A 14,822-nucleotide genomic window follows, 5' to 3' on the forward strand; every position below is an offset into this window, starting at 1 on the left:
GTTATTCTTTAAATATCTTAGTTTTTAAATATCTTTTTATGATAGCTCGCCTTACTGAGGTAAATTCTTCGTATCCAAATACCTGATCTCCTAACATTTGTAAAAATACGTTACCTTGATTACTTATCTCCTTTATATATTTTCTCTTTGTAGCAACATATTTTGCTTCTTTAAAAAGTGATAAAAGTGCCTTTATTTGCGCTAACCTATTAGGGCCTTTAAAAGATTGAACAAACCTAATAATATATAAGATTGGGAATATAGTTAATAACTGTGATAAATCATAGTATGTAAGTAAAAGTAACATTTGATTTCTTAATGTTAAATAAGACGTAAAAGGAGACGGTAATTTCTTAAAAGTACCGTGAGCTTCATGATGTACCTTAGATTTAGGAACCATTAATATTTTATAACCTGCTCTGTATAATCTCCATGATAATTCTGTATCTTCCCAATAAAAGAAATAATGTTCATCAAATCCCCCTACTTTTAGTATTTCTTCCCTTCTCACCAAAGCTGAAGCTGTAGAGAACCAAGGAATTAACCTAGGCTGTTCGCCATAAGGCCAGTCCGTGTATAAGCTTTGTACAGCCGCTATTTTATCATCTGATGTAATAGTTTCAACTAATGGATCTAACCAATCTGGTGGAGTCCAAACATCATTATCTAAAAACGCTATAAATTTATTTTTAAAAGTTTTTAACGCGACATTTCTTGCATAAGCAGGACCATAATTTTTATCCAAGGAAATTAGTCTTACACCCAAAGATTTTACATATTCTTTACTGCTATCATTTGATCCATTATCTACTACTACTACTTCTTTGTAAGGGTATCTAGTTTCTAAAACTGATGTTAAATATTTCTTTAATAATTCGAGCCCATTATAGTTTAAAACAACTATAGGTATTTCTTCCATCATAGTTATTACCACATAAAGACTTTTAAACTAAAATAGTTAATGATAAATCATATTGAGAATAGTACAAGCAACACCATTCTATCATCCAATAGTAGGCGGAGTCGAAAAGGTTGTTAAAAAGATTTCTGAATTTTTAGTAAAAAAAGGTTACGAAGTTATAGTTGTCACATATAATAGAGATAGGAAGCATATAGCTAATTTTGCGCCAATTGAGGAGATAAATGGAGTAAAAGTAATCAGAGTTAAACCCTTAATAATGTGGTCTCACGGTAGTTACTCTCCATCTATTTCGACAATTGTAAAATCATTAAACCCAGATATAGTTCATGTTCATGTATGGAGGCATCCTCATGTCCTTCAACTAAGAAATATTGATAGTATAAGGGTTTTGCAGCCACATTCTCCATTTTATATGAGAGAACAAGTAGGATATATTACCTTTATCTATTATAAATTAATAGATAAAATAGGGAAAAATATTATTAAAAAATATAATATCATAAGCATGACCCCATTAGAACGAGAAATATTATATAGAAAATTTAATATTAATTCAGAACTTATTCCTAATGGCGTTGATGATGAATTGTTTTCGATAAATTCTAAAGGGGATAATTACTACTTTTATATAGGAAGAATAAGTAAAGAGAAAAATATTTTAACTATGCTTAAGGCGTATAAGCTTTCGGGAATTACTCGACCATTAATTATAGCAGGTCCAGATAATGGATTTGCAAAGGAAATTAGTAGATATATTGAAATTAATAATATAAACGTTAAATATTTGGGAGAAGTATCAGAGAAAGATAAAATAGATTTGCTATCAAAATGCAGGGCTTTAGTTAATCCTAGTCCATATGAAGGGTTTGGTTTAACACTGTTAGAAGCTCAAGCAATAGGTAAACCTGTAATAATTACGGGCCATGGAGGTCAAGAATTTGCAGCTCCACCTTGTAAATCAAGTATAAGAGCTGAAAATGATGCCGAGAGTTTAGCTAAAGCTTTTATACAAATGGAAGATGAAGTTCTATATAAGAAATTGTCTGAAGGAGCAAAAAATTGGGCTAAAAATTTTAGATATAGCATGATTCTTGATAAATATTTAAAGTTCTATAAAAATCTATTAAGTATATAACTATCTTTAAAAGGATATTAGTCATATTTAAATTTTAAGTCTTGAATCTGCCAATTAAACAATAAAGCTTTTTAGATACTCTTCTAAAATATCTTACAAATGTATAAATTGCTTTATATTAATGTGGGAAATCCTGCTGTTTCTGGAGCAACAACAATTGTAACAGAACTACTATCACGACTACCTATGCTAGGAGTTAAAGTTGATTTAATAGAGCTACTCTTTAAAGAAGAGGAGGGTTTATTAGGAAGATATCCAGAACTTAAGGATAAAGTAAATGTTATAGATATTATTAGGATTCCTTATTCTTATAATTTAGCTGGTAGATTTATTAGATATATATACAAGAATATTATACTAAAGCAAAAAATTAGGAACTTAATGGATAATTATGATTTTATCATTGGAATAAACACGGCTAAAAGTATAAGAATGCTTTATTTAGAACCTTTTATTACATTTCCATTATATAAACATTATCTTAATTTAATACGAATTACAAATATAATAGATGGAACTGCTTGGTTCATAGATTTAGTTAAAGGATTCAGAGAATCAAAGAAGAGCAAATTAAATATATGTGTAGGTAGTGTACTAAGTAAAATGGTTAAGACTAAATATGGAATAGAATGTGAAGCCTTAGATCCACCTGGTGGTGTAGATCTAAATCTAGTTAAAAGTGTAACTCCTTTTCCAGAAAATTTTGACGCAATACATCTAGCTAGGCAAGGCTTTATGAAGGGGACACCAGAGGTAATACAGATTATGAAAAATCTAAAAAAATATGGCTACAAAAAATTTGCAATTATAGGAGGCCAAGATTATGGATTTGATATTAACACATACTTAGATGATAAAGATATAGTCTATTTTGGTGAGATATTAGATAAAAAACGAATCTATTCTATTTTAAAGTCATCTAAAATCTTTATTTATCCCACTCATGTAGACTCATTTGGAATAGTTATTGCAGAGGCATTAGCTTGTGGTGTTCCAGTAATAGCATATGATTTACCAGCAATCAGATATTATTATGGAAATTGTGAAGCTGTAAAATTAGTGAAAGAAGGTGATGTAGAAGGAATGGTCTCGGAGGCATTGAAAATTATTAAGGATAATGAATATTATAAATCATTAGCCTTTAAATGCATATCTAAATATACATGGGATAAGGTAGCTGACTCGTTTGTTCAAATCTTGCATAAATTTAAGAAAGAATTTTCTTTAGAATACCAGCTATAAAATTGAGAGATGAATTTTGAACTACAGATAAAATTATATTTATTTCCTGCTGATTTATTATTTTAATTTTTACATATATTTTATATGAGATTATGATTAAAAATATATCAAGAACTATACCAAACATATTATTTATAAAAAGAACAGGAAGCAAAAATATACTTGTAGCCAAATAGATCTTTATTACATCCTTTATCGGCAATTGGTAGTTGTAATTCTTTTTAACAAATGAGAGAGATATTATATATCCGGGAATCCATCCCAGCCAGTTGCTAATGAAATATCCGATGTAACTAAATTTAGGAAGCATAAAGAGAAGTAGCAGAACATAAAATACTATATTTATTAAATTTGTTCTAGCTACTAATTTGGAATAGCCTTGAAATAGAAGTAAAGAGTTTATAATTGAAGTTCCAGCAGCAGTGGTAATTAAAGGATTTATTAACGATAACCTTAAAAACAACGGAGCTAAAGTATATTGAGAGCCTGCGAGAACATAAATTATTTGATAAGCTAGATATTCAACTGATATAAGAATAGGTAATTGTAAAATAATATTTAATTTATATAATTCATTAGTTACTTTAACTATATCATGCTTATTTTTATCTAATTTAGACAACGTAGGCTGTAACGCGTAAGATAATGGGTTAAGAATCGTATCAAACAATGTGCCTAACTTAGATGATGCTGTAAGATTAGAAATCTCGAAAATCGAAAGGATTCTATTTACTAGAGAAGTTGTATATATTCCAGAAATTGAGCTTCCTAAAGATGGCAAAACAAAAGGAAATCCAAAAATTACTAGTTCTTTCATGTTATTAATAGATGGCTTACCTAAAAGCGATTTTCTCTTAAGTATTACGATGCCATAAATAACTATTGCAGTATACCCTATTATATAACCTATAATAACACCATAAACTCTTAGAAAACTTAATGCTAAACCTACACTTAAAATAGTTTGAACAGAATAATGTATTATCCACATTTCACTATTATGTTTAGTAAGTTCTAATCCCAAAATTCCTGAAAATATAGAGCTCGAGGCCCAATAAGGAATTGTAAAAAAGCTAGCAAATTCGCCATAAGGAATTATCTCTGGTTTATTATAAATATATGTGAATATATACGGTGTCAGCAAATAACCTATAACTGATAATAAAATACCATAGATTACATCAAAAATCATTCCAGAAGTTATCATACTATAAGCTTTTGTCAGATCAATTTCTTTATATTTAGCAACAAATCTAGTAACTGCCGTGTTGACTCCAAGATTACCAAATATACTCACAGTATATGGTAAAGACATAGCTATACTTAATATACCATAGTCAGCTGGTTCAAGGATTCTAATTACTAAGATTGAGCCTATAAATCCAATAATGTGAGAAATAAATCTTCCTTGTAATAAATTAACATAGTTTAATGTTAGATTTTTTCCAAGTTTTTCTAGGTCAGACACTTTTATGCCTCCTCATATACTTTAAGTAAAGACTTAGCAATATTTATATAATTGAATTGAGATGCCTTATTTAGTCCTTTTCTTATCATATCTGTCTTTAAATTAGGATCTGAAAGTACTTTACATACTTTTTCTGCTATATCTTCTGGATCTTCTGGATCGGCTAAAAGTCCAACTCCTTCTGCTAATTCTTTCATTGCCCATCTATTTGAAGTTACTACTGGAGTACCACATGCCATCGCTTCTACTATAGGCATTCCAAAACCTTCATAAATAGAAGGAAATAAAAAAACCTCACTTGCGTTATAATATTTCACTAATTCTATATCAGGCAGGTGAGTATATATAATAACATCATTAATATTTCCTAGTTCAGACTTAATCATATTTATTCCATAATTCCAATATTCTCCAGTAATAACCAATTTGATATCAAAACATTTACGAATAATTTTAAATGACTTTATCAGGTTTAAAGGATTTTTTAGCTTGTCATACCTAGATACATTAAGGATAAATCTCCCAATCTTCTGTCTTATCGGAGAAATTTCATGATCATTTAATTTCTTGAATAGTGGATCAACTGGATTATATACAACTGAAATTTTATCTTCATCTATATTAAGATATTCTATTAATTGGATCTTAGTACTCTCAGAAATTGCAATAACTCTATTAATGTTTTTTATAACTGATTTGAGAATTAATATATTAATTTTTTCCTTTTTATTCATAAATTCCGGCAAGGCTAATGGTTTCAGATCGTGTATTGTCAGTAATTTTTTATATTTAGCTGGAAAATAAAGCATTATAGTAGCACTAACATAAGGATAAATAAAATGGTATATATTTGGATTTAATTTTTTAACTGAGAAATAATGTGAAAATATATCAGTTAATATATCTTTTCCAAGTATTTTCGGAAATTTTCTTATTTCTACAAATCTAAATTCTCTGTTCAAAGGATATTTTGATATTAAATACACATCTTCACCTAATTCTTTTAGACCTTTATAAAAAAGAAATGTCAATCTACCTAGACTCCATTCTTTGTTAGTGCCAGCAAATCCCATAAGAGCAATCTTCATTACAAGATCACTGAATAATTACTAGCTTATAAATTAAGTAGTAACATTTTCAGTGCGATGATAATGTCGCCATTATGTTATAAATTCTGGGATTAGCCTTTTATCCCACAAGACTAGGGCTAATGAGTACTTAACCATCTCTAAACTCCTATTAACAGCCTTCGTAGCCCTCTTGAACCTACCCAACTTGTCCCTTATTGAGGAGTGAAAAGACCCGTTAGGATTCACGGGTGAAACCACAGTGTGATTCTTTAACCAGAAATACAAGTTGTAATCATCACTAACCCACCTTCCACCCTCTGGAACATAACATTTAATCTCGTCAAAAGCACTCGCATCCCTATCACCCACGGAAAAAACTAAGTAAAGACCGAGAGTAGTGTAGACGAAACAAGTGAAAAATCCATTTGTGAAATACCCTTGTGTTCCTAAACAAGTAATAAGTAAACATCTCATCAACGACTTTAGCAATAGTTCTCCCCTCAGCCAACTCCTTATACCTCTGCCCACCATAACGCTTAATCCAAGTGAAAACAGTACCTAGAGGTACGTTAAGCACCCTGGATATGGCCCTCATACTCATACCATTAGCATACATCTTTAAAGCCTCCTCCCTCAACTTCTTGGAATGGTAAGTAGCATCACCCAAGAAGTACCTACCACAATCCCTACACAAATACCTCTGCCTACCCAAAGGCCTACCACACTTAACAACATGATGAGAACCACAAGAGGGGCAAGAAACGTCTTGCCTAACTACAGCCTTCCTACCCATAAGTAATACTCGTTATATAAATATAAATAGCTTAATGGCGACACTATCATCTCACTCAATATTTTAGCTTATAGTTATAAGACACCTCTATTTGAAGATAAAATTTCTCAATTAATTAGATTAAATTCTTTTTTAATACTTAACTTTCAGATATTTTAGAGAGCTTAGTTAATAGATTTTATAATGGGAATTTAGCATATAGAATCTGAAGAGTTAACATTAAAAGGCTTTTATATTAGATCCCCTTATGGAAAGGGAGGCCAACATTAAATAGTTAAATACCCTATACACTAATAGGAATATACCTCTTACTTTTAATAACTTTGGTTTTTAATATTAATCTAGAACATGTACATTATAGCTAGAAACCTAACTCTTTATAAACTAGTATAGTTAATAAATAATGTGAATGAACCGTTAGTAAGTATAGTAATACCAACTTTAAACTCTGAGAAGACCGTTAAAGGTACTTTAGAATCATTACAAATACTTGACTACAAGAACTTTGAATTAGTAGTAGTAGATGGACATTCAACTGATAATACGCTAAATATAGTGAAACAGTTTGTAGAGAAATACGGAATAAGAATAGTATTAGAGGAGAGGAAAGGTAGAGGTGTAGCTTATAACAGAGGAGTTTTAGAAAGTAAGGGTAAATATGTAGCATTTTTAGATAGTGATGCACGAATAGCTACTCCAACATGGATAAAAAATGCAGTTATATTAATGGAAAATAATGATAAGATAGGAGTTGTTTTCACTAAAGTTTTTTCTCCTCCAGATTCTAAATTTTTGCAAAAATCCATAGATACATACCTTTGTAAAGGGTTTACAACTGCAAATGGAGCAATCTATAGAAAAGATGCAGTGTTAAAAGTAGGAGGATTTAACGAAAAAATGAATTATATGCAAGAGGATGAATTACTTTACAAATTAACGAAGGCTGGATACAAATACGAAGTTAACTTTAATGATAAAATATATCATTATCATAGAGACTCAATAAGATCTTACATAAAGCAAAATATGGAGGCTGCATATGGTGCTAAAATTTTCCATAAATTAACCAAAGAGAAATGGGTTATAAGAGATGCATTAACTAGATTAACAATATTTTTTGCCTCAATTATTTTTGGGTTATCATTGATTCTGCTGAATATTAAGCTATTTTTAATATTATTATTGCTATCATATATTATTTTATTACTTAAAGTAAATTTCGAGACTTGTAAACATTATAGATGGTCAAAATATATATATTTATCCCCTTTTCTTATATATATCTCAATTATAGGTTATTCAATAGGTTTTTTAACCCAAAGAGATAAAAAGAGATAATGGTTGAGGTTTCGCAGTTAATAACTCAATATAAGATGATATACTCGCAATATCTTTTAAGCTTGGAATTATATAGGATAGAAACTTATTTATTATTAGTTTTACCATTAATGTTTTTTGCTATCTATTATTTTTTCGGAAAAAAACTAAAATACCATTATTATCTAATATGGTATAAAGTTAATAAAAAGAAAAAAATTGTATCATTAAAAAGTGGAAAAGATCCTATAAGTAATGGTATATTAGTTGGAATTATTATAATTTTACTATTATTTGGATTTGGAATATATACATTAAATATTCAGCCCAAGGAAAATTTCTCAGAAATGGTTATCTTAAATTCTAATGGCATTATTGGAAATTATCCATCACATCTAGTTCCTGGAGAAAATGCATTAATTTATGTTTTAGTCCAAAATCATGAAGGTATACCAATGCTTTATCAAATTAAAGTGATTTTAAATGATAACAATACTAATATAACTCTATATACATCATATAATATAGTTAACAATAATGGCGAATGGAAATTACCTATAGCTTTCGCTATAAATTCTACTGGAACTTTTAAATTGGAAGTAATGTTATATTACTACAACTTAACTTTACAGAGGTTTATATATACAAATATCTTTAACCAGTTAGTAGTTAGTGTAAGTTAAGATGATGATTATGCAAAAAAGGGAAGTAGAGACAAGTAAAACCGTCGAACAAATGGTAAATGAACTTGTAAATAAAGGATATAGTGAAATTGAAGCAATTAAGATAATACATGATAAATACGAGATAGAGAATAAATTAGATTTCACTAGCATAATTATTCATATATCATCATTGATCTTGATATTATCTCTATTCAATTCTTCAAGTTTCATTATATCATTAAAAATAGCTTTAGGCATATTTTACTCAATATTTTTTGTAGGATATGCTGCATTGCGAATATTTTATCCAAAAGAGTTAAAACAACTATCTAGTTTACATACTTTAGGTATTTCGTTAGCAACAAGTTTTGCTATAATAGCTATGATAGGTCTGTTATTAAACTTTACTATAGGTATTACTATATATACAGGAATAATAGGCATAGTAATCTTAACCGAAACGTTTAATATAATATATAATTTAAGGGGATATAGATGAATTATAAGACATTCCCTATTATTTTAGGATTAGAATATACGTTAATCTCAACAGTTTTGTCTGTACTCAATTTAACCGATATTAAAGCATATATAATTTTATTTGCTATAGCCTCTGTAATAACAGAAATTATATATTATCCTTTATCTAAAAGAACAAATTACGTTATTTCTGCTATTACCGTGTTCTGGGTAATATTGAGCATCTACTTTATTTTACAAATATTTGGTTTGACATAAGGTGGAAGAAAATGAAAATAGAAAAAATACAGATAACATTGCTTTTAATTTCTATAGAATTAACTCTAATAGATATAGTTAATATATCTATATCTAACTATAATTTGCTTAAATATCCTTTTGGACTAACTCAAGAACTACCACCTATATATTGGATAACGGAATTTATTACAGCAACTGCTTTCATAATACCTTTAATTAAATTTAAAGATTTTGATAGAAACGTATACAATTATACAATGCCTATAGCTTACCTGCTACTTCTTTTTGATACATTTTTCATATTTAATTTTATAAATCCTGTTTTTATATTATCGAGAGATGAGTTAGGTCATTCAGCGGAGGTATTCAAATTACTCGTTAAACATTCTACAATGAACAATCCTAATACTTATCAAGCATATTATCCTTTAGGATTTATTTACGGAGGTATATCATTTCTAATTTCAGGATTTACTCCCACATCATATTTCATATTCTTCGGACCTATGTTCTTTACTATATTTCAGAATTTGGTAGTGTATGCGTTACTTAGACTCTTTTTTGAGTCTCCTAAATCTGAATTAGGAATATTAATTTATATGTTATCATCTATGCCTTTTTATGTAGCCGAATGGTCACCCCAGTTAATGTCATATAATCTTTTGTTCCCAGTATTTCTGATATTGGGATTGATAATAAAAAGAGGAGGAATAAGATTCGTGCCACTACTAATTCTCCTATCAGAATTAACTGGTTTAACTGACATAGGAACATTTGGAAGTGCTATTACAATAATTATTTCTGTTTTAATATTTTCAAGGAAAATAGGTAAGCTAAATCTAAAATTCGTTATTTATGCAGCTACATTAACGGCATCAGTTTACATTTATTGGGTTTACTTTAACCCTTTAGCACAAGGAGCATTAGGTGGTGTTCACGTACTTATAAACGATTTCGTTAAAGTTATAGAATCAATATTTATTCCTCAAGCAACAAAAAATCTTGTACTTCCTTCCAGCACGTTAATATATACATTTATACCTTCTTCACCATATCATTTGTATTCAGTTGTAAGTAAATTATTGGATGGTGGTATATTTCTTTTAACCTCTATAATATCTTTCATTTACCTAATTGTCTCGAAAAAAACAAATAACTATATTTGGCTAGCCTTTTCTGTAGGTAGCGGACTATTATTAATGCAGTCCGCTATAGGATTAGCAGATAATATAAGTAATGTATTAACAAGAATGATCCCTCAAGCAATGACATTTTATACTATTATTATAATATATTTTCTATATGATAGAAAAATTTTAAAGACAATATTTACTCTATTTCTAGTTGCACTAATCCCTCTTTCGGTATTGGGATATGCAATGATAGCTACTTCTGAACATTCACCTGAAGCAGCATTTTTAGGTGGAAAATTATTAGGCGAATATGGAATTAATACACCTTCAACTTATGGATTTTATGTAGCAGTATATGAATATGAAGGTAAAATTATGCAAAGTTATGGAACTAGTTTACAAGGAATTAAATTTGCGGGACCATATATAGAAACATTAGTGCTATATTTTGGTGGTCCAACTGAGGTAAATGACTACCAAAGCTATTATAATGGAATTGTACAAAACTATACGATATTCTTTAACTCAGGTGACTTAATTGCTGGAGTAAATTGTTTCGTATAATTCTATAGTTTTATTTGATACTATATCCCATTCAAAATTTTTTGCTACATATAATGAGTTTTTACCGAGTTCTTTTCCGTTTTCTATAGACTTTAATATAGCATTTGCTACTTGATTATAATCTTCTGGATTGACAGTATATCCGTTAAAACCATCTTTAACTACTAAATAGTTAGGACTATTCTTTGATACTACTATTGGCAAACCTGAACCTAGTGCATCAAGTACTGCAGAGCTTATTCCTCCATCGCCAAATGAATCTCCTAACATTACAAAAACATCTGAAACACTATAAATATACTTTCTCTGATTATATGGTAAAGGATTCATAAAAAATACTTTACCATTTAGTCTAAGTTCGTTTACCAATGATTGTAAATAATCCTTAAGATATCCCCAAGCTACTAATACTAACTTAGAATTAGGTATTTTATTTAATACAATCTGGAAAGCTCTAATTAACTCTGGTAATCTTTTTCCTTTAACTAACTGCCCTAGATATAGTATTATTATGTCATCGTCATTAAATCCAAATTTAGCTTTTATCTCAGATTTTGACTCATTTATTTTTAATCCCTCAATATCTATACCTAACGGAATAAGTATAGGGTTAATTTTTACGTATTTTTTTATTTCATTCATTATTATTTCATTTGGTACAATATATGCTGAAGCCATTTTATAAATAAAATACATATATAACCTTCTAAAATTTCGCTTAATTTTAGAAGTTTCTCTTAAACTACTTGCGCCTATGATAGTTACTACTTTTTTCCCTATTGGAAATAATTCTATACCAGCGTAATATCCACCTATACCATGCACTATATCCGCATTTTCCATTATTTTCAATGTTTTTGGTGACGAAATTAAAATCCTTAAAGCATATAATTTACCTTGAAAATTAGGCGTTTTAACATCAATTAAGGTAAAGTTATCATTGATAGCTTTTACGTTATTTTTTATACCAATTCTTATACCTACAACTTCTATTCCTTTTTTACTTAATCTTTTAGCTAATTCAAATGAGTACGCTTCTATTCCATCCCAAGGCTTGTCAGTAGACGGGAAAAGTACTACTTTCATCGTGTAATATCTTTAAACTAAATATTTAAAGATTAGCAGAAATTAAGTTGAGTAGAATGTTAGTTTCAATAATCATTCCTACATCTAATGGCGAAAAAACATTACCAGAAGTTTTAAATAGTATACTAATACAAGACTATAAAAACTTCGAAATAATAATAATAGATAATGGTTCTAAAGATAATACAGAGAAAATAATAGAAAAGTTTTTAATAGAAAATGATTTAAATTTAAAATATTTTAAATATGAAAATAAATTAGGCCATGCAGGAGCTATTAATGAAGGAATAAAGAAAGCTTCTGGGGATTTCGTATTAATATTACACGATGACATGAAGTTGGGAGAGAAAAATTGGATATCGAGTATGTTAAAAGTCTTCGAGAGAAAAGAAGTAGGAGTTTCCTCTTCTCTTTTAGTTACATCTCCTTTTAAATTAAATGGCATAAACAAAGCATTTAGCTATATTTATATTTTAGGATGGCATAAAATTGTTAATATTCCCGAACAAGAAGTGCTATTTACGGGTTTAAATAACGATATAATAAGAAGAGAAGTGATAGAAAAAATAGGAATGTTTGATAATACTTATCCTTATAGTATGCATGATATAGATTTTTCAGAAAAAGTTAGAAGATTAGGATATAAAATAATTCTCAATCCTAAGGTTCATGTTGAGCATTTATTATCTTCTTATCAAAGGTCTCTTAAATCACACCTTATTAAAGCTTGGCAATACGGCTTTCCCTCTACTCTAATTCTAAAGAGATATAAGTATTTACCTAATTTAGATAATTTTCTATTCTTTATCTTCATTATATTCTTTTTTATGTCCTTCTTTATTAATAAATTCGATATACTACTATATATATCAATTGCTATTACGCTTTTAACTTTACCCCTAGAACAGCCTAATTTTTACGGCAAGAATAAGCTAAAAAATAGAGGAAAAAAGCTAATTATTAGTTATATTTTGTCAAGTTTATTCTATCTATTAAATAAAAATGCCTTCTTCTTATTTTTAGGAGGAAGTGTTATCTTTTATAGAACACTTAAAAGCTCTATAGAATCCCTTAAGGAACTAAAGGATATAAAGACTTCTCTTCAAATAATAATCTTCTATCTTATTTGGAGTTTTATAAATGGATTAGCAGTCTTCGCTGGAATATTCAAATTTCTAATAGCTTATGATAAAGTGAAATTATCTGCTCAATAATTTTTTTATTATCATATTTTTTCATAATATTCTCTCTAGCTATTTTTCCCATTTCCTCTATTTTGCTTCTAGGAAGCTGAGAAATATTATACAAGGATAATGCAAAATCATTTAAATCGTAAACGTTAACATGAAAACCGTCTATACCATCAGTTACTTGTTCCACTAGGCCACCATTACCCTTAGTAACTATTACGGGCCTTCCAGCTAACATTGACTCAGTCACAACTCTAGCCCACGTATCGGGGACTAAAGTAGGTACTACAACAACATCCACATCTAAAAGCATATCTCTTATTTTACTAACGTATTCCGAGTAAGGAAACCTTCTAGTCACTACTACTCTGTCCTCTATTCTAAGTGACTTTACCATCTCTATTACCCTAGGCTCTTCTAGTCCTCCTAGTATTTTCAATTTCATATTTCTATTATATTTTAGAGCAATTGAAAATGCTTTAAGTAATTGAAAAATACCTTTTCCTTCGTCTGGATAACTAAGATAGCCAAATGTAAAATTATTGGAAGGATGATATTCAACATAATCAATTGGTAGAGTTATAGCATTTACATTTATAACTCGAATTTTATCTTCTGGAAATCCTCTAGATATAAGAATATCTCTCACAATATTACTTACTGCTAAAATTATTGAGGCTTTGGATACATATTCTTTTATCTTATTTAACTTGTTTATCGCATAAATTGCTTCTATAGGTGATAATAATTTATTAAAATAGTTATCCCTCTTATTATATATACATTGAGCAATCTTTGTAAAGCTCTTACAATCACAATATGGATTTTCCATAGAGTTAAAATAGCATGTGGGCCACCAATATTGAATATTTATTATGGTTTTGGCATTATTTTTTTCAGCTATCGGTAAGATTCCATACATGGCGTTAGCAATATGTATTATAGTATCTTTAGATTCATAAATAATCCCAAATATTTTTTCAGCATATTTTTCATTATTTACCATTTTCTCGTAACCAAAAATTCTACTCTTGTTAGGATAGGGCAAAACATTATATTCTGAATTAAACGTGGTATATATTTTAGCATCTATCCCAATTTCAAGTAATTTTTTATATAATAATAACATTGTTGCAAATGTTCCTCGTTGTTGCGTTTCAGTCAAAATTCTTACTTTCATTAGTTACGTATAACTAATTTAAGAGTTAAAAACTTTATAGAAATACATCAAACTAGCTACCCATGTAAATTAGCTATTGAAACTCCTTTTCTTCTAAGGTCTAATATTTAAAGATTTTATAAAATTTTTGTGAAAAGAATTCTTAATATTAGTTTTATTTTATCTAAAATATCGAGAAAATATTAATTTTAGCTTAAGTTAGCTAAATATTAACACAAGCGATATAATAGTTGCCAAATTTATAGTCTTTTTCATAATAGTTGCAACAGGCTTTTAACTTCTCTCAATACAAAATATAGAAAAACATTGAGAAAAGCTTGTATTATTGTGAGATAAA

Annotated in this window: 14 protein-coding genes; 8 read left to right on the plus strand and 6 right to left on the minus strand. The window is 28.7% G+C overall.

Features of this window, described 5'->3' with window-relative positions:
- Nucleotide 1 precedes the first annotated feature (1 nt).
- Nucleotides 2–919 (minus strand): glycosyltransferase family 2 protein, encoded by a 918-nt coding sequence (locus YN1551_RS11180; RefSeq protein ID WP_048052356.1) that lies wholly within the window; start codon nucleotides 917–919, stop codon nucleotides 2–4.
- A 55-nt stretch (nucleotides 920–974) separates the two neighbouring features.
- Here YN1551_RS11180 and YN1551_RS11185 point away from each other — a divergent pair, with 55 nt between their 5' ends.
- Complete coding sequence (locus tag YN1551_RS11185) at nucleotides 975–2,057, plus strand: glycosyltransferase family 4 protein (RefSeq protein ID WP_012717855.1); 1,083 nt, start codon at nucleotides 975–977, stop codon at nucleotides 2,055–2,057.
- Nucleotides 2,058–2,156: 99 nt separating this feature from the next.
- Nucleotides 2,157–3,299 (plus strand): glycosyltransferase family 4 protein, encoded by a 1,143-nt coding sequence (locus tag YN1551_RS11190; RefSeq protein ID WP_012717856.1) that lies wholly within the window; start codon nucleotides 2,157–2,159, stop codon nucleotides 3,297–3,299.
- On the opposite strand, the gene YN1551_RS11195 is transcribed toward YN1551_RS11190, so the two are convergent.
- The 3 genes from YN1551_RS11195 to YN1551_RS16100 all read right to left on the minus strand — a co-directional run bounded on the left by YN1551_RS11195 (nucleotide 3,265) and on the right by YN1551_RS16100 (nucleotide 6,630).
- On the minus strand, nucleotides 3,265–4,767 hold the full coding sequence (locus tag YN1551_RS11195; protein ID WP_012717857.1) for an oligosaccharide flippase family protein: 1,503 nt from the start codon (nucleotides 4,765–4,767) through the stop codon (nucleotides 3,265–3,267). The two genes, YN1551_RS11190 and YN1551_RS11195, sit on opposite strands and share 35 nt — an antisense overlap.
- A gap of 2 nt (nucleotides 4,768–4,769) precedes the next feature.
- Nucleotides 4,770–5,855, minus strand: coding sequence for a glycosyltransferase family 4 protein (locus YN1551_RS11200; protein WP_012713434.1), 1,086 nt, complete (start codon nucleotides 5,853–5,855; stop codon nucleotides 4,770–4,772).
- Between the two features lie 72 nt (nucleotides 5,856–5,927).
- A protein-coding gene (locus YN1551_RS16100; protein WP_457852654.1) for an IS1/IS1595 family N-terminal zinc-binding domain-containing protein occupies nucleotides 5,928–6,630 on the minus strand; the annotation gives its coding sequence in 2 pieces (nucleotides 5,928–6,254 and nucleotides 6,256–6,630; 702 coding nt in all).
- 405 nt (nucleotides 6,631–7,035) lie between these two features.
- On the opposite strand from YN1551_RS16100, the gene YN1551_RS11215 reads away from it, so the two are divergent.
- The 5 genes from YN1551_RS11215 to YN1551_RS11235 are packed head-to-tail and all read left to right on the plus strand — an operon-like array spanning nucleotide 7,036 to nucleotide 11,029.
- Nucleotides 7,036–7,968, plus strand: a complete 933-nt coding sequence (locus YN1551_RS11215; RefSeq protein WP_012717858.1) for a glycosyltransferase — start codon at nucleotides 7,036–7,038, stop codon at nucleotides 7,966–7,968.
- The gene (locus YN1551_RS11220) at nucleotides 7,968–8,630 is read left to right on the plus strand and encodes a DUF1616 domain-containing protein (RefSeq protein WP_048052359.1); all 663 of its coding nucleotides are present in this window, start codon (nucleotides 7,968–7,970) and stop codon (nucleotides 8,628–8,630) included. Before YN1551_RS11215 ends, YN1551_RS11220 begins: the two co-directional genes overlap by 1 nt.
- Nucleotide 8,631: 1 nt before the next feature.
- Complete coding sequence (locus tag YN1551_RS11225) at nucleotides 8,632–9,111, plus strand: hypothetical protein (RefSeq protein WP_012713432.1); 480 nt, start codon at nucleotides 8,632–8,634, stop codon at nucleotides 9,109–9,111.
- Complete coding sequence (locus YN1551_RS11230; RefSeq protein WP_012713431.1) at nucleotides 9,108–9,350, plus strand: hypothetical protein; 243 nt, start codon at nucleotides 9,108–9,110, stop codon at nucleotides 9,348–9,350. Before YN1551_RS11225 ends, YN1551_RS11230 begins: the two co-directional genes overlap by 4 nt.
- Before the next feature lie 11 nt (nucleotides 9,351–9,361).
- Nucleotides 9,362–11,029: a hypothetical protein gene (locus YN1551_RS11235; RefSeq protein WP_012717859.1), complete on the plus strand. Its 1,668-nt coding sequence runs from the start codon at nucleotides 9,362–9,364 to the stop codon at nucleotides 11,027–11,029.
- On the opposite strand, the gene YN1551_RS11240 is transcribed toward YN1551_RS11235, so the two are convergent.
- Nucleotides 11,000–12,115 carry a glycosyltransferase family 4 protein gene (locus tag YN1551_RS11240; protein ID WP_012717860.1) on the minus strand — a complete coding sequence of 372 codons (1,116 nt, stop codon included), beginning with the start codon at nucleotides 12,113–12,115 and terminating at the stop codon, nucleotides 11,000–11,002. The genes YN1551_RS11235 and YN1551_RS11240 overlap by 30 nt on opposite strands.
- A gap of 56 nt (nucleotides 12,116–12,171) precedes the next feature.
- On the opposite strand from YN1551_RS11240, the gene YN1551_RS11245 reads away from it, so the two are divergent.
- Entirely contained in the window at nucleotides 12,172–13,329 is a 1,158-nt protein-coding gene (locus tag YN1551_RS11245) for a glycosyltransferase family 2 protein (protein WP_012717861.1), read from the plus strand.
- Here YN1551_RS11245 and YN1551_RS11250 read toward each other — a convergent pair.
- Nucleotides 13,283–14,485 carry a glycosyltransferase family 4 protein gene (locus tag YN1551_RS11250; RefSeq protein WP_012717862.1) on the minus strand — a complete coding sequence of 401 codons (1,203 nt, stop codon included), beginning with the start codon at nucleotides 14,483–14,485 and terminating at the stop codon, nucleotides 13,283–13,285. The genes YN1551_RS11245 and YN1551_RS11250 overlap by 47 nt on opposite strands.
- Nucleotides 14,486–14,822: the final 337 nt, after the last annotated feature.

It is taken from the genome of Sulfolobus islandicus Y.N.15.51 (assembly GCF_000022485.1).
GTDB lineage: Archaea > Thermoproteota > Thermoprotei_A > Sulfolobales > Sulfolobaceae > Saccharolobus > Saccharolobus islandicus.